Source organism: Paenibacillus sp. FSL E2-0190, assembly GCF_037992965.1.
GTDB lineage: Bacteria > Bacillota > Bacilli > Paenibacillales > Paenibacillaceae > Paenibacillus_AQ > Paenibacillus_AQ odorifer.
In genome coordinates this window covers 2,953,172-2,975,132 of the sequence record NZ_CP150306.1, presented here as the reverse complement: position 1 = coordinate 2,975,132, position 21,961 = coordinate 2,953,172, and the positions used below count along the sequence as shown (strand labels likewise).

The window sequence follows — 21,961 nt, the reverse complement described above, 5'->3', positions numbered from 1 at the left end:
TTATATTGGACATAATCAATAGTACGCACTCAAAAGTGCCATAGGTGCTAAAAAGTACCCATACCTTGGAGGTTATCATGACAACAACATCTACAACAACTGTCAAGAAAAAATACAATATTTCTGTTGAAGCCACCCTAGAGGTCATCGGAGGGAAATGGAAATGCGTAATTCTATGTCATTTAACTCATGGCAAAAAACGCACCTCCGAGTTAAAACAGTTGATGCCGGGCATTACTCAAAAAATGTTAACCCAGCAGCTACGCGAGCTTGAGGCAGATGGAATCATCAACCGAATTGTTTATAATCAGGTTCCACCAAAAGTAGAATACGAGCTTAGTGAATATGGGGATAGTTTAAGCGATATTTTGACTGCATTATGTAATTGGGGAGAACAACATATCATTAAACAATACGGTGATAAATACGCTGTTTTAGAGGATAACATCTTAAATAAATAAACCGCTATATCAAGGAAATGGTTGGAGATTTATGCTGTGAGAGTTGTACTTCAATTATATGCCCACGAAAAAAGGACAGCTGAATCAGATCGATTCAACTGTCCAAAGCTTTGATTCACCCGTCCCTTGAATGGCGCACAGGAACATAACTTAAATTACGCCCTCTCCTCCAATAGCAGTTGCTGTGAATGATATGGGTCCAAATAGATTAATAGGCAAGTTGCTATCATTCTGAATTACCAATTCATAGTTGTGGACTCCAATATAAGCACCATCGACCCACTGAGCACTTAATTGAATATCAGTAATTGTAGTGAAACGATAAAAGGATCTATAAATATCGACTCCAGCTCGTCGGATGATAACAAGAAATTGGCTATTAGCAAGTGCAGTAAGACTAAAACTTCCATTTAACTCGACTCTACTGGAGAAAGAAGCCGGATTAGCCGGACTAATATTTACTTGCGCTGTAGCTAAACCCGCTCCAGCTCCAGGAATCCCTGCAACCGTTATAGCAGTAGTAAACGGATCTAACGGGATTTTTGCCTGTGACCCATAACTTATTATTGTCGCCATTTATCATCACTCCATTTCAAGGTTATAGAGTAGTATATTGTGAATCCACAATGATAGATTGGACTTAATTCCTGATGATTATATACATTTAAGGTATACTTTGCTAGATCATATAAACCTAGATACCTCGTCAATCACCATACGATTTCTACTCATTGACAACACCCCTGTTCAGAATTACAATAATTCACATATCATGAACAACGATGACAAAGGGTAAGTAGACAGACGAACATGGTCTTCAGAGAGCCGGTGGTAGGTGCGAACCGGTGACCAGCGTATGCTCGAATGGCCTTTATAGTTGTTTTTCCGAACTATCTTAATGGATGCAGTAGGGAAAACCGGGGTTCCCGCCGTTATCAAGGGACCTGTATCGAGAATAAATTCAACCTCTCCGTACAGGTAAGAGAAGATCGAAAGCCAAGAATCGTAAGGTGACACGATCATTTAAGGTGGTACCACGACAACTTCGTCCTTATTGGATGAGGTTTTTTTGTCATTTAAAGGAGGTGATGGCCATGGATGATGGCTGGTGGTGGCGACTCGAGTGTAACCAAATGCTAAATAACAGGAGGAATTTATATGATGAACGAACGTGTCTTAACTGGAGATCGAGTGACGGGAAAGCTTCACCTTGGCCATTACGCCGGCAGCTTGCAGACCCGAGTAGCCCTTCAGGAGCAATATGAAACTTTTGTGTTTTTAGCGGATATTCAAGCCCTAACGACCCATTTTGATCGTCCACAGCTGCTGGGTCAACATCTGCATGAGATCACACTGGACTATTTATCTGCGGGTATAAATCCGGAGAAAACAACTATATTTATTCAATCGATGATCCCTGAAATCGCAGAGCTGACCCTCTTGTTCTCTATGTTTGTTACTGTGAATTCTTTACGGCATAATCCCACGATTAAAGCCGAATCGAAAAATTCGAGCTTAGATGAATTGTATTACGGTTTTCTTGGTTATCCAGTTAGTCAGACTGCTGACATAACATTTTGTAAAGCAACGATCATTCCTGTAGGGGAAGACCAACTCCCTCATCTGGAATTAACCCGCAAAATCGTCCGCAGATTCAACGAGCTGTACAGCCCGATACTGGTGGAACCCAAAGCGCTGATCAGTGAGACGCCGAGGCTTGTGGGTACGGATGGCAACGCTAAAATGAGTAAAAGCCTTGGCAATGCCATCGAGCTGGACTCCACTAAGGAAGAGATTATCTTTAAGATACGAAAAGCCACAACCGATCCAGCGCGTGTGCATAAAAATGATCCTGGACATCCAGATATCTGTCCTATTTTTGCTTATCATGGTGCTTTTCGCTCAGCGGGGGTAACCGAAATTCGTGAAGGCTGTGAGCGGGGTACCATGGGTTGTTCTGCTTGCAAACAGTTGATTTCGACAGCTCTAGATCAGCTTATAGAACCGATGCGAGAGCTTCGTTCCTATTATGCTACTAAGCCAAAGCTTGTGCAGGAAATCTTAATCTCTGGAACACAGCATGCCCGCAGCATTGCTCAAGAAACAATGGCCGAAGTACGTGAGGCTATGAGTCTTAACTATTTTTCAATCTAAAAATGACCAGTATAGGGACTCAAAAAAAGCCGGAATCTCATTGGAAGAGATCCGGCTTTTTTCTTCTCCTTACAACACCCAATTTCCCTTACGGAATACGGGTTCAATCGTGCCGTCCGCCAGCTCTCCGTCAATATCCAGCTCTGCTGAACCGATCATAAAATCGACATGAGTTAAGCTGACATTAGCTCCTCTAGCCACAAGCTCTTCGTTCGTAAGCTTTGTGCCGCCTTCAATATTTACAGGATAAGCACTTCCTAGCGCGAAATGGCAGGAGGCATTCTCATCAATCCCTGTATTGTAAAAAATGCGGTTCAAGCGAGAGATTGGAGAATCATGCTGCACTAAGGCTACTTCTCCTAGATAAGATGCACCTTCATCCGTTGCCAGCAGTGAGGTTAAATGTTCGCGTCCGGATTCAGCTTCATAAGCTACGACTTTCCCTTTTTCAAAAGTGAATGAAAGTCCTTCAACTAACCGTCCATTCAAATTAAGAGGGAGCGTGCTTCTAACTGTGCCATTAACGCCAGTACGATGGGGCATGGAATAAATCTCTTCCGTTGGCATATTAGCTACAAAATAAACGCCTTTATCATTCTCACCGCCACCCCCGCGCCATAAATGGCCTTCCGGAAGCTCTACATGCAGATCCGTTCCCGGAGCACGGTAATGCAAGCTTTTATAACGTTTAGCGTTCATTCTGTCCTGACTTTCTTTCAACTGACCAATATGCTCTCTCCAAGCAGCTACCGGATCATTGCTGCCCACACGATTCATCTGGAATACAGCTTCCCACATCGCCTCTACCCGCTCTTCTTCAGGAAGATCGGCAAAAACCTTGTTCGCCCAAGCACGTGTTGGCGCTTTGACCAGAGACCAGCTAATTTTGCTGTTCCGAGTATATTTGGAGTAGTTCTTGCGAGCAACAGCCGCTGCTTTGACTGCTCTAGATACCTTAGAAGAATCAATGCCATTAAACAGTTCAGGATCAGGTACTTTAATATGTAAGATGGCACCATTCTCTTCCGCGAATTTCTCCATCATCTCAGCCTGCCACTGTGGATAGTAATCGAAAGAATCCTCTGGGGCTTTTTCATAACGGATCCGTGTAGTTGCTTCATCGTCCCAGTCAACAATTACATATTTAGCTCCCGCTTCATAGGCTTTCGCTACAATCAAGCGAGTAAGTTCTGCGGTTTCTATCGGTGCATGTACCATAAGGACTTGTCCAGGCTGTACATTTACTCCTACTTTTACAACTAGGTTCGCATATTTCTCCAGCATTACTTCAAAATCTTTCATGAATTCTCTTCCTCCATCTCTAGGGTTGCTATAAGGACTCGGTCAGCTTCACTTCTTATTTTAACGCAAAACGAGGATAGTTGCGATTCGATTTAGATTCTCAGCTACTTCACTTCAGGTATTTCGCCTGTATAGACACCTAGATCATTCTTATGAATCTCTACATTGGACGTTCCGATCTGCTTATCATTATGGTAAGCAATCACTGTGATCTTGGTATCCTGAGGTTCATCTATTTGCTTATTCTCCCCATCCATTGGACTCCAATAAATTTGATCTCCAGATTTGATTTTCAGCTCAAGACCTTTGTTATGCACCTTGTAGTCAGGGGGGTTCCATAACAATAAATTGCCGGATGTAGCCTGTATCTTAATAACATCCGCCCCTTCAGCAGTTATAAGTATATGTAATCCTGGAGCACTACTATCAGTCACCCTGTATTCCGTTGTTGGGAACATAACATCCGGTTTTACCTCAAGTGATTGATTATTATGCCGCAAAATAAAGAAGAAAAAAAGTAAAATCGTTAAGCCCATGACGCCTCCGATGATTATTTTTTTCACTATTCAACCTCCCTTCCACCCTAATACTGTAACATATTTCCTTAATTTGGACAGTTATGAGCCAAATAAAGCGGCTCCCACGAGGAACCGCTCACTTCAATCCCTATTTTTTATCCACCTGTAACAGTGTCACTGTCTTCAAAGCATAAGTATGCATGATTTTATCCTCTGAAATTACATTCAACTTGGTCAAGCTTGCCACCTTTGCCGGATCTGATTTGGAGAGCAAACGCCACACTTCGGGGTCTGATAAGGTCTCATATAACTTTGCATCATCGTATTCTTTGCGGTTTTGCACGACCAGCTTCACTTTATAGCTGCCAATTTCAGTCTCGTTAGTTTCCTGCTGACTACAATAATTTAAAATATCCTGACGAAGCTCGGCCAATTCTTTTTCAATATCCTTTTGTTTTTGCTTGAGCCGATAATACTGCTGAACCTTTTTCTCCATCCACTTCACGCTCCTTCATAGACATATGTATGCCGGAAACGTTCGATAAATTAGTTGAGTTCCCTATCATAAAAACTTATAATGAGCCGGGGATAGCTTATTTCCAAGTAGAGTCAATTTTCTTATAAAAACAATTCCACGGCAGGTGACTTATGTTTCATTCGTACTTTTTTCCAATTTCGTATGCGTTCATGATGTTTCCAATAGCAGCGCTGGTCTTCACACTACCTTTTCTTATCGTACAATACCGCAGACATGGCTATATACATAAGCTTAGAGCTTTAATCCTATATCTGCTGCTGCTCTATCTGATGAACGCTTATTTTCTTGTCTTGCTTCCTTTTCCATCCTCCCGGCACAATGCAGCACCTTCTGGGAGTGTCGTCCAATTCATTCCCCTTCAGTTTATTCAGGATATTGTGGATGGATCGTCAATCATCCCTGAACAAATCTCGACCTACTGGTCATTACTGCGTGAGCCTGCATTTTTACAGGTCATTTTTAACGTTGCATTGACCGTACCGTTTGGAATGTTTCTGGGCTATTATTTTCGTACACGCTGGGTCGTGTGCATTCTACTATCCTTTGCCTTTTCCTTGTCCTTTGAGATCACGCAGATTACAGGAATTTATGGTTTCTTCGATCATCCTTACCGTCTTTTTGATGTCGATGATCTCATTACCAACACAATCGGAGGGATTTTTGGATTTCGAATTTCCATTTGGATCTCCGGGCTATTGCCACGTATAGAACAACTGGATACAAACATTGACCGCTCTGCCAAAAGAGTCTCCTATACCCGCAGAGGAATAGCTTTTCTAATCGATAGTATGGTGTGGAGCATTGGGTTTGGGGTACTCTTCGGATTCGATATAAAAGCTGCCTTCTGGATTGTAACTGGTATTTACTTCATGCTTGTTCCGGCTCTCACGGGCGGACGGACCTTAGGGAAATGGATGGTGCGGATTCGGGTGAAGAGCAGCGGGAATCATGCTTTTTTCTGGGCTCTGATGATCAGATATGGCCTGCTATATTGGGTGCTGCTTGGGATTCACGCTCTTTTGCTTGATTCCGCCCTTCTAGGGCATCTTTCCTCCGTATGGAATATGCTTATTCATCTGTTTGTTCTATTGATAGACTTGGCTTTCTTTATTCATTTAGTCATTAGTATATTCAAAAAAGAAACTCAGCTAATGTATGAGAAACTAAGTCGAACTTCTCATGTTATTTCTTGGCCAGAGAAACGGCTCCAATCTGATGTATCCAGCAACAGCCCTGTAGAAAGCTAAACTAGTTATTATTTAAATGGTATTTTTACATTGGAAATTATTATAGAATTAGGAGGTGAGCATTCTCAAAATTTAGGAGATGAGCGTATGGAAACTACAAGCAGCTTGCAGTTATCTAGAAGTCTTCCAGAAGAACAGGGGATTTCATCAACCGCAATATCCTGCTTTATTAGTGCAGTAGAAGAACAAAATTTAGGCCTGCACAGCTTTATGCTATTACGACATGGTTATGTGGTCTCTGAAGGCTGGTGGGCTCCTTACAGGTCCGTTCTTCCGCATATGTTATTTTCCCTTAGCAAAAGCTTCACCTCAACCGCAATCGGGTTAGCTGTTACTGAGAAACTTGTCACCCTCGATGATTCTGTCCTCTCCTTTTTCCCTGAAGAGGCTCCTTCGACTATCACGGAGAATCTATCCAATATGACAATCAGACATCTATTGATGATGGGTACCGGGCATGTCGTGGATACTATGGACACCCTTCGCAAAAGTACCGACGGGAATTGGGTGAAAGCTTTCTTCTCCGTCCCCGTCGAGAAACAACCGGGTACACATTTCCTATATAATACCGGTGCTACTTACATGCTGGCCGCGATCCTTCAACGGGTTACTGGCCAAACACTGCTAGAATATTTAGAACCGCGCCTCTTCGTTCCTCTGGGCATTCACGGTGCAACGTGGGAGTCTTGTCCACGTGGAATTAACACAGGGGGATTTGGCTTAAACATTACAACCGAGGATATCGCTAAATTCGGCCAGCTATACTTACAAAAAGGAATCTGGAATAATCAACGGGTTCTGCCTGAAAAGTGGATTAATGAGGCTACTTCCAAACATATTTCCAATGGCGAAGGTGATCATGACTGGGCAATGGGATATGGGTATCAGTTCTGGCAATGCCAGCACGGTGGCTACCGGGCAGATGGCGCCTTCGGTCAACTCTGTGTTGTGCTTCCGGAGCAAGATGCCGTAATTATTACTACTGCTGCATCAGACAGTATACAAGGAATGTTGAATGCTGTGTCGGAACATCTGCTTCCCGCGATGAAGCCAGCTCCCTTGCCATTAGAGCCGGCTGCTTCTGCCCACTTGGTTGAACAATTAAAGAATTTATCTATCCATCCGCCACAACTGCAGCCCTCTTCATCACAAGAAGAACGAATAAACGGCTTAACCTATAAGCTCGATGACAACCAATTTGCCTTGGACACCTTCTCTATCTCTTTCAATAACAACGAAGCTGCAGTTACTTTACAATTTAAGACTGGAGAGGATTCTGTGATCTGTCTTGGTCGAGGGGAATGGCTCGAAAGCTTCGCACAGGTCATTGATGCTTCCTTGAACCGAATCATGTCCAGCTTTACTTGGGTTGCTGATGATCAGCTACAGCTTACTTTATTGTTTATTGAAATGCCTTTCTGCATAACTCTTGAAATAATCTTACTAGAGAATCAGCTAATTCTTAAACAAAAGTTTAATGTGAATATGGGACCGACTGAATTCCCTGAGATCATTGGCAGACTATAATTCTTAATGAATCCAAAAGACCGCTTCGTCCTTTAAAGAGACTTAGCGGCCTTTTAAATATTCGATTCTAGTCTGTGAAATCAGCAAGCTTGAGGATGACCGGGCAATGATCGCTCCCCATAATGTGGCAATCGATTTGGGCATCCAGCAGATTAGGTGCAAGTCTAGAAGAAGCTAGGAAATAATCAATCCGCCAGCCTACATTCCGTTCTCTCACCTTCGGCATATAAGACCACCATGAATAAACGCCTTCAAGCTCTGGATGAAAATATCTAAAGGTATCTATGAAGCCGGACTCCAGCAGCGTACTCATTTTTCCTCTTTCTTCATCGGTAAAGCCAGAGTTTCCGCGGTTAGCTTTAGCATTTTTGATATCAATATCCTGATGGGCTACGTTCATATCGCCGCATACAACGACTGGTTTTAGCTTGTCCAGTTCCAGAAGGTAATTGCGGAAGCGGTCCTCCCATTCCATTCTGTAATCCAATCTAGCCAGATCTCGTTTGGCATTTGGTGTATACACATTCACTAGATAAAAATGTTCGAACTCCAGCGTAATAATCCGGCCTTCCGCTTCATCATCCTCTTCCATTCCGTATCTCACAGAGATCGGCTTGATTTTGGTGAATATAGCTGTGCCTGAATACCCTTTTTTCACTGCATAATTCCAATATTGATAGTATTCTTCACCCTGTTCCAGAACAATCTGCCCTTCTTGCAGCTTCGTCTCCTGTACACAGAAAATATCTGCTTCTACTTCCTTAAAATAATCATCAAACCCTTTTTTCACACAGGCCCGAAGACCATTCACATTCCATGATACCAACTTTATCATTAACGTTTCTCCTTGCATTTTGCTTTAATAGTAACCAGTTTATCATATTACGGCCAGAAATTTATAGAGGGTTAGGGTCATCTTAAGCAGTTCCGCGAATAGATTTATATCCTAATCATTTATTATCCATGATACAATAGCAAAATTGACTCTATACAAATTTTCTAACACGTGAGGTAAAAAAACTTATGAATGCACCAAATCTTTTACGAGGGTTTAACTTTTTGTATTTTGCTCTGCTAGCCATGTTTATTCCCTTTCTGCCAGTCTATCTAAGTGAACAAGGTCTAAGCCCATCGCAAATCGGCTTCATTATTGGAACTGGTGGTTTTGTTATCATCGTTGCCCAGCCTTTATGGGGGATGATCAGTGATAAAACCAAAACCATCCGCAAAGTGCTGTTAGCTCTGCTGTTATGCTCAGCGGTAACCGGATACTTTTTGTTCGATTCCAGCAGTTACGTTGTTCTCATTCTTTTTGCTATGCTGCTGTATTTCTTCTTGATGCCCATTGATCCGCTGACAGAAAGCTTGAATTTCCGAGTCTCTGAGGCGGCTGGAATTAGCTATGGTTCTATCCGTACATATGGTGCGCTAGGTTATGGTGTAATGGCTCTGATTACTGGCTATGTGCTTGGTTTTTTCGGCTCTCATGGAATAGCTCTTCTGTTTGTTGCCATTTGCCTTATAAGCTTTATAGTAAGCTGGAACATGCCAGATGCCCCCGTCACAGGTAAGCCGGTCACGCTGGATAGCCTCAAGCACTTTTTTGGCAACAAAAAGACATTGATGTTTCTGGTGCTCATATTTATTAGCTCTGTACCCGCACGAATGAACGATACATTTATTGGAGTTTATATTCGTGAGCTTGGTGGCAGTCCTCAACTGGTAGGCCAATCATTTTTCCTCGCGGCAATAAGTGAAATCATTGTCTTTGCATTAAGCTTCTGGTGGTTGCGAAAAGGAAAAGAACTGATTATCATATCGATTTCCGGAGCCTTCTATTTCCTTCGTTTCTTGATTTCAGCTTGGATCATTGATCCACACTTGTTAGCGTATTTGCAGATTCTGCAAATTCTTACCTTCCCTGTGTTCTACTCCGCTGCTATTCAATACCTCTACAGCATTGTACCCGAGGAATGGCGTGCTACAGGGCAAACCGTTCTTGCACTATTGTTCTTCGGTGTATCAGGTATCCTGGCTTCTTATGCTGGTGGGGCATTATATGATGCCTTTGGGGGTAAAGCTCTTTACTTAACGATCTCCGCAATGTCGTTTGTCGGCATGCTATTCGGATTGATACTGTATCTGATTTATCGTAAAAAAACGGAATAAGCGTACGAAAATAAACCGGGGATGTCCCAGCCGCTTTCTAAGTGGCTATTGGACATCCCCGGTTTTTTCTATTAAAAAGTGCTAATTCACCATGGCATTCGCTCTAGCATTAATAGATTTTCAACATAGAATATCCTATCAAACGAAAAGGAGGTCGTTACTATGGCCATCGTATTACCGCTTCAATATTTCAATTTAGCCCCTGTCATTGGTAAATCTTATTATGAAAACCTTGCAGGTGGAATTAACGCTGCTGTTACTGTGAACAACAACTCCAACTTCCCAGTAGATTTAGTAATCACTCGTGTGAATGCTCCAGTTATCACATACACGATTCCAGCATTCAATAGCCTTACGCTCGCAGTTCATGCCCTTTTGGTAGCTGCACTCTTAAGCACTCCTGCTGGCACCACATTCGGAACTATTGAAATTTCAACATCAGATTTCTAATAGTGTAGCATTAGGCATCTCTAGCTGGAAGTTCAGCTAGGGATGCTTCTCTATGTGAATCTAGCTTAATCCTTCTATTGTATGCTGCTCCATAAGCTGCTTCAGCTTGGTTTCAGTATTCGAATCTCCCGCAGGAGTATAGATGCTGCAGCGTAAATCTGCACTGCCATGAACCTTCAAAGAGGTTAGATGAAATAACATTTTTCCCGCCTTGGCATGTCTGAATTCTAGTAACACATCCGGGGCCGAGCTAACCCGACTTTGCTCCCACATCTCATTAAAAGCCGGATGCAATTCTTTCAATTCCTCTATAAATTCATCATACCAATGATCCTCTACATACTGTCCGTAATACGCTCTGAAGATAGAAAGATAACCGCTGACGAATTGTTCCCAATTCACTGCTAAGCGCCTAAACTCCTTACGAACAAATAACAATCGGATCATATTCCGCTCTTCGATAGGCAGCTTTGAGAAATCAAGAAAAACATGGGCGGCAGCTTCATTCCAACCGACGATTCCGCAACGTCTATCAGAAATTATCGTAGGACAATATTTAAGTTCCTGTAAAATTTTCTGCAGCGAAGGACTAATTACGGAAGATTCATCTTGCGGATAGGGTGTGGTTCCGGTTCCAGTTTCTAAAGCCAGTGCAAAAAGATACTTCCGCTCATCTTTAGTCAGCCTAAGTGCAGTGGCAATACAGTCCAAAACAGAGGACGAGACTTTTATATCTCTGCCTTGTTCAAGCCACGTATACCAGGTACTGCTTACCCCTGCAAGCTGTGCAACCTCTTCCCTGCGGAGTCCTGGCGTTCTTCTGCGTGTGCCTTCTGGCAAGCCTACAGAGCTTGGTGAAATTGCAGCACGACGTGCTTTCAAAAAATCGGATAATGCTTGTAATCTTGTTTGATTAGCCATAAGCTACCTCCACTTTGGGATTCCTGTTCCTTTAGTATAGTACAAATTATACTAGGATAAACGATAACTTGTAATAGGATAAATAAAGTGGAAAAATACTAGTATACACTAGCTGAGGAGGTTCATTATGGAACGCGTAGTGATTACAGGCATGGGCTTAATCTCACCACTTGGAAATACAATCGGGCAATTTTGGGATCGGCTAATTTCTGGTGAATCGGGTATATCCCCGATCACTTCATTTGATACAACAGGTTTTAAGACGAGAATTGCCGGCGAAGTACGTGATTTCGATGCCGAGGGCAGATTTGGGCGTAAAGAGGCACGGCGAATGGACAGATTCAGTCAGTTTGCCCTCGCAGCTACTGAAGAGGCTTGGAAACATTCTGGCCTCCAGCTTGATAAGATTGACAAGGAGAGACTTGGCGTTTATGTAGGATCTGGTGTTGGAGGAATTCAGACCTTGATGGATCAAGGTACGGTCCTGAAAGAGCGTGGACCTGATCGAGTCAGCCCTACCTTAATTCCCATGATGATCTCCAATATGGCTGCGGCGATGATCAGCATTAAATTTGGAGCTCTCGGCCCGACCATGTCTCCAGTAACAGCTTGTTCTATTGGAAATACTGCAATTGGCGAGGCCTTCCGTTTAATTCGTTATGGCGGTGCGGACATCGTTATAGCCGGGGGTTCTGAGGCTGCTATTACTGGAATCTCGCTGGCCAGCTTCGGGAATGCCACCTCTTTATCTACACGAAATGAAGAGCCTACTAAAGCGAGCCGCCCTTTCGATGGAGGACGGGATGGCTTTGTAATCGGTGAAGGTGGCGGCATAGTCATTCTTGAGTCACTCTCCCATGCTCAGCGTAGAAACGCCAAGATTCACGGTGAAGTGATCGGGTATGGTGCTAGCTCTGATGCTTATCATATGGTTGCCACTCATCCAGAGGGGATTGGTGCCTATCAAGCTATGAAGTTAGCGCTAAATGAAGCTAATCTCCAGCCCCACAACGTAGATGTAATCAGTGCGCATGCGACAAGTACAGTAGTAGGAGACCATTCTGAAACCCTAGCGATTAAAAAATTATATGGCGAGCATGCCTACCACATCCCCGTAACCGCTAATAAGTCCATGACTGGACATGCTTTAGGGGCCGCTGGCGGCTTAGAAGCCATCGCTTTAGTTAAGAGTATCCAAGAAGGGATCATTCCTCCTACCATCAATCAGGACACGCCTGATTCCATCTGTGATTTAGATTACGTACCTAACAATGCACGAAAAGCTAATCTCGAAATAGGCATCTCCAATTCATTTGGCTTCGGCGGCCATAATGCTGTTATTGTGATCCGAAAGTTCGTAGACTAATCCTACATTATAAAAGGGGTTTCAACTTAGCCATTACACATGACTAGTTGAAACCCCTTCTGCTGTTAATCCTTTTAAACTATCTTATTCCGAAGGTGATACCTGACTTCCCCAGATAGAGATCCCTTCATTAGAAACCGCGGTGAACGTCATAACATTACTGGCTGTAGCTTCATTCCACTCTTTCAGGAACACACCCTTATAAGTAGAACCACCTATCGTTAACTCTGCAGTATGATCGTCGATAAGCTTCCACTTGCCCTTTACTGCGCCTTTGATTTTACCACTCTTCGTCAATTGAATTAGCTCCGATTGCACGATATCTGCCGTAATTTCTTTATTATGATTCACATATTTGTATTCGCCTGCGATTTGCTCTTTCGTATATTTATCAATGGTCTCGCCACCATAACGGTGTGGTGCGACCACCGGCCAGCCATCAGCGTTCATGAACATCTGGTGTACTCTAACCTCATGCTTTTCACCACGATTCGGGAACCGTGTATGGAAGATCAAATAATACTTGCCAGTCTCTTCATCGTAAAATGCGGAGTTATGTCCTGGTGATACATATCCTTCCCCACTTACTGGGAGCTCATCGTCATTATTCAGGAATTCGAAATTCCCCATGAGTTTAACTCCGTAAGGAGCATAAGCAGGATCATCAAACAATACGCCAGCTGTGCCCTGTGAATCGATCATATCCTGGCCCTCAGAATCTTCAAATGGTCCATCAGGTGTCTTCGAGCGAGCTACACGGATGTTATATCCGCCATCAGCAGCCAGCCCCCCGTAGGATAGGAACAGGTAGTAGTAATCCGTCTCAGGACTGTACAGCATATAGGGAGCTTCTATCCGCGCATGATTTGCGCCTAGAAGCTTTTTGCCATAACCTTGATCTGGCAGTGGGAATCCTGTGCTTGTATCCAGTTCCATAATAAAAATACCACCGGAATAAGAACCATACACCATCCACAATCTGCCTTCTTTATCAAAGAACACATCCGGATCTACAACATTCGGCTTTTGTGTGGCATCATAAGTTTCTCCGTCATCGCCTACACCCACCATACCTGACTTTAAGAAGATCCCTTTGTTCTTATAAGGTCCTTCAATCTGGTCTGACACGGCTATACCAAGTGCTGATAATGGGGAATCACCTTTACACGCGTTGTAATACATATAATATTTACCATCCGCCAATTGAATGACATCCGGTGCCCATAAAGTGTCCGTCTTTCCCCAGGTTAAGGCCTCTTTTAATTCCTCTTTGACATTCGGGATGAGTACGTTTCCATCAACAACTCCAGAGGACAATTGAGTCCAGGACATCAGGTCGTCGGATTTAGCAGAAGCCAAATGTGAGCCAAACACATAGTACTTATTATCAGCCAAAATAATGGAAGGATCATGTACAGAAACATTCTTGAAGACAGGCTGAACAGGCTCAGGTCCGCTGTTTGTGTTGCCAGAATTAGCCGTGTCGTTGTTGCACGCGGTTACAGCTAATAATGAAACGCTAAGTAAAGTAGTAATAATTATCTTCTTCATCGTTATACCCCCTATGTATGCCTTTTCATTTTGAGATGAAAACGATAAATAGTCAACCCTTTTATTTAATTAAGTTCGTATTAATTCATATTTATTTAAATAATAGTGAACGTTGTAGAAAATAAAAAAAACGCTAAGCCAACTAAATGGCCTAGCGTTTCCTCTTATTATTTAGTTAAAACAAGTTGCTTACTTAGCGCCTTCTTGCACTAAAACTGGCTCTGGATAAGCGTTCTTAAGTATACGTTGTCTATTCTTAACGACTGTTGGTGGTTCCACCTTAGGTGCCATCGGATGCATTAACCAAGACTTCACCATATGGGTATCCGAAACCTTATACATTGGAGGCTCTTTCTCCATATCGATTTGCATCGCATAGGTGCTGCGAAGTGCGAAGGCATCACCCTTAGGCGGTTTGATCAAATCTGGAGGGGTACCAGGAATAGCGGTAAGCAAAGAACCTTTGCTCTCTAAACTTGGCATGGACGCAAGCAATCCCCAAGTGTAAGGATGTCTTGGATCGTAGAAGATCTCTTCTGCAGTTCCCATTTCAACAATTTGTCCGGCATACATTACTGCTACACGATCCGCCATTCTTGCTACAACACCAAGATCATGGGTGATAAAAATAATCGCCGTATCAATCTTCTTCTGCAATTCCTTCATCAGGTCAAGAATCTGTGCCTGAATGGTAACGTCGAGCGCTGTAGTTGGTTCATCCGCAATCAGAAGCTTAGGGTTTGCTGCAAGTGCCATTGCGATAACGACACGTTGACGCATACCGCCACTGAACTCATGCGGATATTGATTGAAGCGGCGCTCTGGTGAAGGAATACCTACTAGCGTAAGCAGTTCAACCCCACGTTTATTGGCAGCTTCTTTGGAGATTTTCTCATGTTTGTGCAGTACTTCAGTAATTTGTCTGCCGACCTTCATCATCGGGTTCAAGGAAGTCATCGGATCCTGAAAAATCATACCGATCTCTTTACCACGAATCTTCTGCATTTGCTTCTCAGACTTACCGATCAAATCTTGTCCATCAAATAAAATTTGTCCACGTTTATATTCTCCTGGCGGCGTTGGAACTAACTTCATTACCGCTTGTGAAGTTACACTTTTACCGGAACCGGATTCCCCAACAATCGCTAGAGTTTCACCTTTATCTACATGGAAGCTAACACCACGGATCGCTTGTACTTCTCCACCGTGTGTTTTGAATGATATCGCTAGATCTTTTACCTCTAAAAGGCGCTCCATCTTGTCACCCTCTCATTTCCTCGTCAATTATGATAATGATTCTCACCAAGTTGTAAGCAATAAGTATTATTTTATCTAGTTCTAAGGGTTCTAGTCAAGATTTTTCTGAAAAAGATATGGCCAGCAGCAGCCTTATGTACTAGTTCTGTTTAATGCGAGTTCTATTCTTCACTAACAACCACAATATTGGCGGAAGCAGCAAAAGAACTAACAGCAGAGACCATCCGATATCTCCAAGAGATACCAAGTTGTCATTCAATAGTCGATAATACGCATAAAGAGAATAGGGAAGAACTACTAGTACTGCTGTAACTACCCCTGGTGTATATATCTTTAAATATATCGTCTGTCCTAGATGAGTAAATAAATGTAAGAAAAATACCGCAAGCACTGCCAAGTACAATAAGTAATTAGAAAAGAATACTGCAATACAAGTTACCGTCACTATAAAAATATACACGAATAATACGTCCATTGCAAAATTACGTGTAGTCATTTGTAACATCGAATGATACGTCTTGCGCATAAACGAAGGAATTGCGTCCTCTAACCTGGTTCTATACTTTGCCCCCCATGCTTCAATCGTTAATATTTCTTCAAAATCATGAAACATAAATAGGATCGGCAACAGCCACAGCAAACTTACGATATCTATATGTACACTTAGCCACTCAAACATGAGAATCCTCTCCCTTCTCCTGCTCAGCCTCCTTACCTTCTTATGTTGTAATCTTGCTGAAAATGTCCTAACCCATGAAACGTTCCCAACCTTCCAGCAGATTATCCTGTGCCCACTGGAAATGGCCTTGGCTATCGTATTTACGCGAATAACACTCAATGAAATAAATTAAATCGATATATAAGTCGTAGAGTTTTTTGCGTGCACATTCATTAGGGCTATCAAAGCTGTCCCCATAACCTCTACAGAAATGCTCAGAATCCTCAATATAGCGAAAATAATATTCCATAAGGTGATCGCCCCATAACGCCCGTTCCCAATCGATTAAGGCAACAATGCTTCCCTCTCGCACAAACACATTCCCATCCCATAGATCCCAGTGAACTAAACGTGGCTCAGTGACCACATCCATCACATGTATACGGCTGTTGATCTCCGCCTCAATCTTTTCTAAAGGAATGGGCATCTTTGCCTCTAAGCGCCGAGCATCATCAAGGAGGTTGCCAATCAAATTTTGAAAGGTTTCCCGCCAAGAAGTCCCCTTTATCTTCGAGGATACATTAAATAATCCGAAATGATCCCCTTGAATCTCATTGATAATCCGGCTATAACGACCTAATTCTTCCTCAATACAACTTCTTTGCTGCGGACTAAGCTCTTCCTTAATTTCATTATAGGGCTGGCCGATTATTTTCTCCATGAAAAAAAAGTCACTCGATATTAAATTTCTGCTGTTATCATAAGCGTATACCTCAGGCACAGGTACCGTTCCTTTAGACTTCATTAGCTGCATTGCCGCAACCTCTGTAGCCATGATATCGTGCTCGTAACTTAGCGTGTCTGTCTCATCGGATGGCGATATTTTAAGGATCGTAGCTCTGCCATCTGACAATAGGAGGTCATAAGCTGCGTTGAAATAACCTCCCGTCAATTCCGTACTTTGAATGATTTTCACATGGCTTCCAAAAGCAGCACCCACCAGGATGTCCTGCTGCTCAACCGTCAATTTTGTTTTAGTCTGACTTTCCAAGACTTCACCACCATACAGAGTTAAGTAAAAATGCAAAAATCCAACCTCATAAAAGCCCGGGATTCATTGTATTTGATATAAGAAAGATAAACAATCCTTCTCCATTGGAATGAAAATTGTTAAAATTAGAAATAACACGTATCATTAGCTGCTTTTCATGAAAGAGAGGAAACTATTATTATGATCATAAAACCTAGAACACGTGGCTTTATATGTACAACCGCACATCCGCAAGGCTGCGCTCGTCAAGTCGAGCGGCAAATTGAGTATATTAAGGCACAACCCGCGATCAAAGGACCCCGGAAGGTACTTGTCATTGGCGCATCCACAGGCTACGGCCTCGCCTCACGGGTTACAGCCGCCTTTGGGGCTGGAGCCAGCACAGTAGGCGTATATCGGCCGAGCAGCAGCAATGGAGCCCGTACAGCCTCTGCTGGGTGGTACAATTCCGCCGCCTTCGAACAACTTGCGGAGTCTGCAGGCCTGCAATCCTACAGCGTTACCGGAGATGCTTACTCCAAAGAGACCAAAGAAAGAACGATTCAGCTGATCCGCAGCGAATTAGGACAAGTCGATTTGGTCATCTACAGTGTTGCTTCTGGGCGCCGTACAGACCCGGAGACAGGTGAAGTATATAACTCTGTTCTCAAACCTATTGGCGACACCTTTACCAACAAAACTGTAAATTTTCATACGGGTGAAGTCACTCAAATCTCCATCGAACCCGCGACCGATAAGGAAGTTCATGATACCGTACGGGTGATGGGCGGTGATGATTGGCAGTTATGGATAGAAGCACTCCAGCAAGCCGGAGTATTAGCTGATCACGCAACCACTATTGCTTATTCGTATATCGGATCAGAGCTTACTCAAGCCGTATATCGCCAGGGAACGATTGGACTTGCTAAAGACCATCTCGAAGCTACGGCAAGAACACTTAACGAAGCGTTATCTGTTACTCACGGTAGAGCTTATGTAGCGGTCACAAAAGGTCTTGTCACACAGTCCAGCTCGGCGATTCCTGTCGTGCCCCTCTATATTTCCGCCCTTTACAAAGTCATGAAAGAGCACGGTCTTCATGAAGGTTGTATTGAGCAAACCTATCGGTTGTTTGCTGAACATCTCTACGCAGCGAAAGGAACTTCTCTGGATGAAGAAGGGCGTATCCGTATAGATGATTGGGAATTGTCTCCGGCAGTCCAGCAAGAAGTAATAGAAATCTGGGACCAGCTTACTTCAGACAATATCTACGACCTAACGGATCTGCATAGCTATAAACAGGAATTCTTCCAGCTATTTGGATTCGAGACTGAAGGTGTAGATTACGAAGCTGATACTGATCCAGACGTAACTGTTATAAATCTGCGCTAAAATTAATCGTGTTTTTGGATTATCTTCTGCCTGAGGATAAGGGTTGTTCGAGAGCATAAATCTCCTCTTCCAGAGAAATCATCTTTTGCTCAATCATTTTTCGTGCATCTGCCAACGCTTGATTGTAAATATAAGGCGAAAGTTCTTTGAGCATAAAATCGAGAAGGTTCTCGCTGGCTAATTGCCCAATTTCACTGGACAGCTCTGTGTCAAAATATTCTTGCATACTAGCTGTAATCTGAAGCTTATGTTCTCTCGGTATTTTTAACGGCTGCATGGTAATCCTCCAATCTAATTAGATACAGGAAAATGACGTGCTTTCGCACGTCATTTTTCACACCTATAACCTTCATTCACTGCTGCCTTTAAAACGGTTCCAACCCTCAGTCAAGTTATCATGCGTCCAACGGACATAACCTTCGTCTGCATATTTGCGTGAATAACATTCGATAGCAAGAATAAGATCAAGATAAAGATCATAAAGCTTCTTCCGCTGAATCTCGTTCGGACTGTCGTAGGTTGTTCCGTACCCCTTATAGAAACCGGCAGAATTCTCAAAATGCCTAAAATAATACTCCATCAGCACATCGCCCCACAGGGCTCTCTCCCAGTCAATCAGCGATACGATGACTCCATCCTTCACAAATACATTCCCATTCCATAAATCCCAATGCACCAGTCGTGGCTCGGTTACAGCATCTAATGCAGGGAGATACTTGGAAACCTCCTGCATTATCTCTTCACTGGACGCAGGGAGCTGTGCATTCAGCCTCTTGGCATCAGCAAGTACACTTTCCATCAGGCATGAAAAGGTCTCTCTCCACGAGGCTTTTGGCTCCTCTGAATCCGTTCCAAAAATGCCAAAACGTTCTCCGCGTATCTCATTGATTATGCGATTGTAACGCCCCAGCTCAGTTTCGATAGCGTCTCTCTCCGGAAGCGAAAGACTCTCCTTTACATCACTGTAGGGCTGGCCCTCCACCTTCTCCATAATGAAATACGGAATAGGAGTAAGCAGCAGACTTTCATCATAATGGTAGACGGCAGGCACGGGCACAACACCCTTATCTGCAACCATACGGAGAGCTTCCACTTCAGTTCTCATAATGTTCTTCTCGTAACTTAACGTATCTGTCTCTACAGCAGGGGCAACCTTTAGAATGACAGATTTCCCAGTGCTGAGTTCCAAATCATAGGCTGTATTAAAAAAGCCTCCCGTAAGTTCTGAACTAAGGTTAACCGCAGTTTCTGAACCGAAAACCGCTTTCACCAAAATATCCAGCAGTTCATCATTTAATTTAACTTTCGTGAAGCTCTCCATTTCGTTTAAACCCACCACATTTCTGTCAGTGGCTCCTCAATCAATACTTGTTGAAGGTTACTTACAGCTTTGGAGAAACCTTCTTCAATAGACATCAGCCCATCTTCATGCTCGATACTAACCACATAGTCATACCCAACCAAACGAAGTGCACTAATAATGTCAGCCCAAGTCTTAAGATCATGTCCAAAGCCGACAGAACGGAACTGCCAAGCACGGTCAAGCATCTTGGTATACGACTGCATATCAGTTAATCCGTGCATATTGACATTCACAGGATCAATAACGGTATCCTTCGCATGGAAGTGATGGATTGCACCTTGGCGTCCCAAAATATGAATCGCTTGCACAGGATCAATTCCTTGCCACCACATGTGACTCGGATCAAGGTTCGCACCGATCACTTCACCTGCTGCTTCTCTCAGCCGCAGCAGAGTACCTGGTGTGTGTACAGAGAATCCGCCATGCAGCTCAAGACCTACCTTTACATTTTGCTGAGCGGCAAAGGCACCCCATTCTTTCCAATAAGGAATAACCTTGTTCTCCCATTGCCAGTCCAGAATTTCTTGATAATCATTGGGCCATGGAGCTACAGGCCAGTTCGGATATTTAGCACCCTCATGATCTCCAGGACATCCAGAGAAGGTATTCACAACCGGAACCCCTAGCTTCTGCGCCAATTTGACCGAGTTTACGAAATCCTCATGATCCTTTTGAGCAAGTTCTTTTTGCGGGTGCAATGGGTTACCGTGGCAGCTCAAAGCACTGATTGTAAGTCCGCGAGATTCCACAGCATGTTTGAATTCATGTAAGGCTGTTTCATTCTCCAGCAGCATTTTAGGGTCGCAGTGGCTGTTGCCAGGATTGCCTCCCGTACCGATTTCTACCGCCTTTAGCCCTTTGGATACTACATAATCAAGAGCATCCTCCAGCTTACGACCTCCAAACAAGACCATAAATACTCCAAGTTTCATTGTAGGCCACCTCCTCTTGGAAATAGTTTATTTATTATTTATCGTAAAGATCAAAATTCTTCACCACTTGATTACTCTCAGCAGCTTCAAAAATAACTTCAATCAAATTCTGTACCCGCATAACCTCAGCGTTCTTAACGATAGGTTCTGCAGTACCCTCAATGACAGCAGCGAAATTATCATAAAAGCTAGAGCTTAACTCCGACGGCTGAGGTAATTCCTCAGTGATCGTTGCCCCCTCCGATGGAGGTGCCATAGTTTTAGTTAGTCCTACACCTGCACGAATCGGCTTCGGTTCGATTTTTTCGCCTGCATTATTTCTTGTCACCAATCTTCCAGTTAAAGACCAGTCTTCAATAATTCCAGTGCCTTCGATACCCTTCACATACCATCTTGGCAAAGTAATAAAGTTAGTCGTCCCAACCTCTACGATCGCTTTAATTCCATTCTCAAATTGCAGAATAGCTTCAAAACCGTCATCGACATCGTTTCCTAAAATAAAGCTTAAACTACTGCTCACACTGGTAATTTTGCTATCAATCATGAATAATAGCTGGTCCAATAAGTGAACGCCCCAATCCAGCAGCATCCCTCCGCCTTGTGCCTTAACATGACGCCAGTCTCCAGGAATTCCGTTCGCTCCGTGCACGCGGGATTCGATCTGGAATAGGGATCCAATCGTCTCCTCGTCGTACATTTTTTTGATGGTTAAAAAATCTTCATCCCAACGTCTGTTCTGATGCACCATAAACACACGTCCGGCTTTATCAGCCGCCGCCAGTATTTCTTGAAATTCAACCTTTGATAGAGCAACTGGCTTCTCACAAATGACATGTTTGCCAGCTTGTAATGCACGAATCGCAATTTCTTTGTGCACATCGTTCGGTGTGGCAATTAGAATAATTTCGACCGAAGAATCTGCCAATACTTCTTCATAACTTTGGTACGCCTTGTAGCCAGCGTCGTTGGAATTGGTACGACGTGCTTCAAGCACATCGTACGTTCCAACTACGATTAAGGTAGAGGTCTCTTTTATCAATCCTGCGTGATAACTTCCCATTCCTCCAAAACCAACAATGACTACAGAATGTCTGTTTGAACTCATGAACTTCACACCTGCTTCTC

The 21,961-nt window shown here is 43.3% G+C and carries 22 protein-coding genes and 1 other annotated feature; of the genes, 8 read left to right on the top strand and 14 right to left on the bottom strand.

The features are described 5' to 3' along the window. The first annotated feature begins 77 nt into the window (after window positions 1-77). On the top strand, window positions 78-461 hold the full coding sequence (locus NST25_RS12845; RefSeq protein ID WP_076125996.1) for a winged helix-turn-helix transcriptional regulator: 384 nt from the start codon (window positions 78-80) through the stop codon (window positions 459-461). 150 nt (window positions 462-611) lie between these two features. Here the strand turns inward: NST25_RS12845 and NST25_RS12840 are convergent, their stop codons facing one another. Further along, window positions 612-1,037 carry a hypothetical protein gene (locus NST25_RS12840; protein ID WP_036686349.1) on the bottom strand — a complete coding sequence of 142 codons (426 nt, stop codon included), beginning with the start codon at window positions 1,035-1,037 and terminating at the stop codon, window positions 612-614. Window positions 1,038-1,234: 197 nt separating this feature from the next. After that, window positions 1,235-1,517, top strand: a binding site (T-box leader). Between the two features lie 102 nt (window positions 1,518-1,619). On the opposite strand from NST25_RS12840, the gene trpS reads away from it, so the two are divergent. Then, complete coding sequence (trpS, locus tag NST25_RS12835) at window positions 1,620-2,615, top strand: tryptophan--tRNA ligase (RefSeq protein ID WP_076183504.1); 996 nt, start codon at window positions 1,620-1,622, stop codon at window positions 2,613-2,615. Window positions 2,616-2,684: 69 nt separating this feature from the next. Here the strand turns inward: trpS and NST25_RS12830 are convergent, their stop codons facing one another. The 3 genes from NST25_RS12830 to NST25_RS12820 form a co-directional block, all read right to left on the bottom strand. Continuing rightward, entirely contained in the window at window positions 2,685-3,917 is a 1,233-nt protein-coding gene (locus tag NST25_RS12830) for an aminopeptidase (RefSeq protein ID WP_076189916.1), read from the bottom strand. 104 nt (window positions 3,918-4,021) lie between these two features. Then, complete coding sequence (locus NST25_RS12825; RefSeq protein WP_076310416.1) at window positions 4,022-4,480, bottom strand: hypothetical protein; 459 nt, start codon at window positions 4,478-4,480, stop codon at window positions 4,022-4,024. A gap of 103 nt (window positions 4,481-4,583) precedes the next feature. Beyond that, complete coding sequence (locus tag NST25_RS12820) at window positions 4,584-4,931, bottom strand: hypothetical protein (RefSeq protein WP_076125990.1); 348 nt, start codon at window positions 4,929-4,931, stop codon at window positions 4,584-4,586. A gap of 152 nt (window positions 4,932-5,083) precedes the next feature. On the opposite strand from NST25_RS12820, the gene NST25_RS12815 reads away from it, so the two are divergent. Next, window positions 5,084-6,220 carry a VanZ family protein gene (locus tag NST25_RS12815; protein ID WP_076306324.1) on the top strand — a complete coding sequence of 379 codons (1,137 nt, stop codon included), beginning with the start codon at window positions 5,084-5,086 and terminating at the stop codon, window positions 6,218-6,220. A gap of 87 nt (window positions 6,221-6,307) precedes the next feature. Then, window positions 6,308-7,747, top strand: coding sequence for a serine hydrolase (locus NST25_RS12810; protein WP_340394128.1), 1,440 nt, complete (start codon window positions 6,308-6,310; stop codon window positions 7,745-7,747). Between the two features lie 67 nt (window positions 7,748-7,814). Here the strand turns inward: NST25_RS12810 and NST25_RS12805 are convergent, their stop codons facing one another. Then, window positions 7,815-8,579 carry an exodeoxyribonuclease III gene (locus NST25_RS12805; RefSeq protein WP_076219164.1) on the bottom strand — a complete coding sequence of 255 codons (765 nt, stop codon included), beginning with the start codon at window positions 8,577-8,579 and terminating at the stop codon, window positions 7,815-7,817. Window positions 8,580-8,770: 191 nt separating this feature from the next. Here NST25_RS12805 and NST25_RS12800 point away from each other — a divergent pair, with 191 nt between their 5' ends. Continuing rightward, complete coding sequence (locus NST25_RS12800) at window positions 8,771-9,916, top strand: MFS transporter (protein ID WP_340394127.1); 1,146 nt, start codon at window positions 8,771-8,773, stop codon at window positions 9,914-9,916. 162 nt (window positions 9,917-10,078) lie between these two features. Beyond that, window positions 10,079-10,366 (top strand): hypothetical protein, encoded by a 288-nt coding sequence (locus NST25_RS12795; RefSeq protein ID WP_076125983.1) that lies wholly within the window; start codon window positions 10,079-10,081, stop codon window positions 10,364-10,366. Window positions 10,367-10,426: 60 nt separating this feature from the next. On the opposite strand, the gene NST25_RS12790 is transcribed toward NST25_RS12795, so the two are convergent. Beyond that, the gene (locus tag NST25_RS12790; protein WP_340394125.1) at window positions 10,427-11,287 is read right to left on the bottom strand and encodes a helix-turn-helix transcriptional regulator; all 861 of its coding nucleotides are present in this window, start codon (window positions 11,285-11,287) and stop codon (window positions 10,427-10,429) included. A gap of 127 nt (window positions 11,288-11,414) precedes the next feature. On the opposite strand from NST25_RS12790, the gene fabF reads away from it, so the two are divergent. Then, window positions 11,415-12,653 carry a beta-ketoacyl-ACP synthase II gene (fabF, locus tag NST25_RS12785; protein WP_340394123.1) on the top strand — a complete coding sequence of 413 codons (1,239 nt, stop codon included), beginning with the start codon at window positions 11,415-11,417 and terminating at the stop codon, window positions 12,651-12,653. Between the two features lie 84 nt (window positions 12,654-12,737). Here fabF and NST25_RS12780 read toward each other — a convergent pair whose 3' ends face one another. The 4 genes from NST25_RS12780 to NST25_RS12765 form a co-directional block, all read right to left on the bottom strand. Then, window positions 12,738-14,204: a family 43 glycosylhydrolase gene (locus NST25_RS12780; protein WP_340394122.1), complete on the bottom strand. Its 1,467-nt coding sequence runs from the start codon at window positions 14,202-14,204 to the stop codon at window positions 12,738-12,740. A 189-nt stretch (window positions 14,205-14,393) separates the two neighbouring features. Further along, on the bottom strand, window positions 14,394-15,461 hold the full coding sequence (locus tag NST25_RS12775) for an ABC transporter ATP-binding protein (protein ID WP_076125977.1): 1,068 nt from the start codon (window positions 15,459-15,461) through the stop codon (window positions 14,394-14,396). 139 nt (window positions 15,462-15,600) lie between these two features. Then, window positions 15,601-16,140 (bottom strand): HXXEE domain-containing protein, encoded by a 540-nt coding sequence (locus NST25_RS12770; protein ID WP_340394120.1) that lies wholly within the window; start codon window positions 16,138-16,140, stop codon window positions 15,601-15,603. Between the two features lie 67 nt (window positions 16,141-16,207). Further along, a complete protein-coding gene (locus tag NST25_RS12765; RefSeq protein WP_254848944.1) occupies window positions 16,208-17,206 on the bottom strand; it encodes an aminoglycoside phosphotransferase family protein in 999 nt (332 codons plus the stop codon). A gap of 144 nt (window positions 17,207-17,350) precedes the next feature. Between NST25_RS12765 and fabV the strand changes: the two genes are divergently transcribed. Continuing rightward, window positions 17,351-18,541 (top strand): enoyl-ACP reductase FabV, encoded by a 1,191-nt coding sequence (fabV, locus tag NST25_RS12760; RefSeq protein ID WP_340394118.1) that lies wholly within the window; start codon window positions 17,351-17,353, stop codon window positions 18,539-18,541. 19 nt (window positions 18,542-18,560) lie between these two features. On the opposite strand, the gene NST25_RS12755 is transcribed toward fabV, so the two are convergent. The 4 genes from NST25_RS12755 to NST25_RS12740 form a co-directional block, all read right to left on the bottom strand. Next, window positions 18,561-18,818, bottom strand: a complete 258-nt coding sequence (locus NST25_RS12755; protein ID WP_076306328.1) for a DUF2164 domain-containing protein — start codon at window positions 18,816-18,818, stop codon at window positions 18,561-18,563. A gap of 72 nt (window positions 18,819-18,890) precedes the next feature. Further along, the gene (locus NST25_RS12750) at window positions 18,891-19,862 is read right to left on the bottom strand and encodes an aminoglycoside phosphotransferase family protein (protein ID WP_340394117.1); all 972 of its coding nucleotides are present in this window, start codon (window positions 19,860-19,862) and stop codon (window positions 18,891-18,893) included. 5 nt (window positions 19,863-19,867) lie between these two features. Further along, window positions 19,868-20,836: a sugar phosphate isomerase/epimerase gene (locus NST25_RS12745; RefSeq protein ID WP_340394115.1), complete on the bottom strand. Its 969-nt coding sequence runs from the start codon at window positions 20,834-20,836 to the stop codon at window positions 19,868-19,870. A gap of 34 nt (window positions 20,837-20,870) precedes the next feature. Next, window positions 20,871-21,941, bottom strand: a complete 1,071-nt coding sequence (locus NST25_RS12740) for a Gfo/Idh/MocA family oxidoreductase (RefSeq protein WP_340394114.1) — start codon at window positions 21,939-21,941, stop codon at window positions 20,871-20,873. Between the last annotated feature and the right edge of the window lie 20 nt (window positions 21,942-21,961).

Coding starts and splice junctions, on each gene's coding strand:
- NST25_RS12845 (WP_076125996.1), top strand. CDS start 78: ATGACAACAACATCTACAACAACTGTCAAGAAAAAATACAATATTTCT.
- NST25_RS12840 (WP_036686349.1), bottom strand. CDS start 1,037: ATGGCGACAATAATAAGTTATGGGTCACAGGCAAAAATCCCGTTAGAT.
- trpS (WP_076183504.1), top strand. CDS start 1,620: ATGATGAACGAACGTGTCTTAACTGGAGATCGAGTGACGGGAAAGCTT.
- NST25_RS12830 (WP_076189916.1), bottom strand. CDS start 3,917: ATGAAAGATTTTGAAGTAATGCTGGAGAAATATGCGAACCTAGTTGTA.
- NST25_RS12820 (WP_076125990.1), bottom strand. CDS start 4,931: ATGGAGAAAAAGGTTCAGCAGTATTATCGGCTCAAGCAAAAACAAAAG.
- NST25_RS12815 (WP_076306324.1), top strand. CDS start 5,084: ATGTTTCATTCGTACTTTTTTCCAATTTCGTATGCGTTCATGATGTTT.
- NST25_RS12810 (WP_340394128.1), top strand. CDS start 6,308: ATGGAAACTACAAGCAGCTTGCAGTTATCTAGAAGTCTTCCAGAAGAA.
- NST25_RS12800 (WP_340394127.1), top strand. CDS start 8,771: ATGAATGCACCAAATCTTTTACGAGGGTTTAACTTTTTGTATTTTGCT.
- NST25_RS12795 (WP_076125983.1), top strand. CDS start 10,079: ATGGCCATCGTATTACCGCTTCAATATTTCAATTTAGCCCCTGTCATT.
- NST25_RS12790 (WP_340394125.1), bottom strand. CDS start 11,287: ATGGCTAATCAAACAAGATTACAAGCATTATCCGATTTTTTGAAAGCA.
- fabF (WP_340394123.1), top strand. CDS start 11,415: ATGGAACGCGTAGTGATTACAGGCATGGGCTTAATCTCACCACTTGGA.
- NST25_RS12780 (WP_340394122.1), bottom strand. CDS start 14,204: ATGAAGAAGATAATTATTACTACTTTACTTAGCGTTTCATTATTAGCT.
- NST25_RS12775 (WP_076125977.1), bottom strand. CDS start 15,461: ATGGAGCGCCTTTTAGAGGTAAAAGATCTAGCGATATCATTCAAAACA.
- NST25_RS12770 (WP_340394120.1), bottom strand. CDS start 16,140: ATGTTTGAGTGGCTAAGTGTACATATAGATATCGTAAGTTTGCTGTGG.
- fabV (WP_340394118.1), top strand. CDS start 17,351: ATGATCATAAAACCTAGAACACGTGGCTTTATATGTACAACCGCACAT.
- NST25_RS12755 (WP_076306328.1), bottom strand. CDS start 18,818: ATGCAGCCGTTAAAAATACCGAGAGAACATAAGCTTCAGATTACAGCT.
- NST25_RS12750 (WP_340394117.1), bottom strand. CDS start 19,862: ATGGAGAGCTTCACGAAAGTTAAATTAAATGATGAACTGCTGGATATT.
- NST25_RS12745 (WP_340394115.1), bottom strand. CDS start 20,836: ATGAAACTTGGAGTATTTATGGTCTTGTTTGGAGGTCGTAAGCTGGAG.
- NST25_RS12740 (WP_340394114.1), bottom strand. CDS start 21,941: ATGAGTTCAAACAGACATTCTGTAGTCATTGTTGGTTTTGGAGGAATG.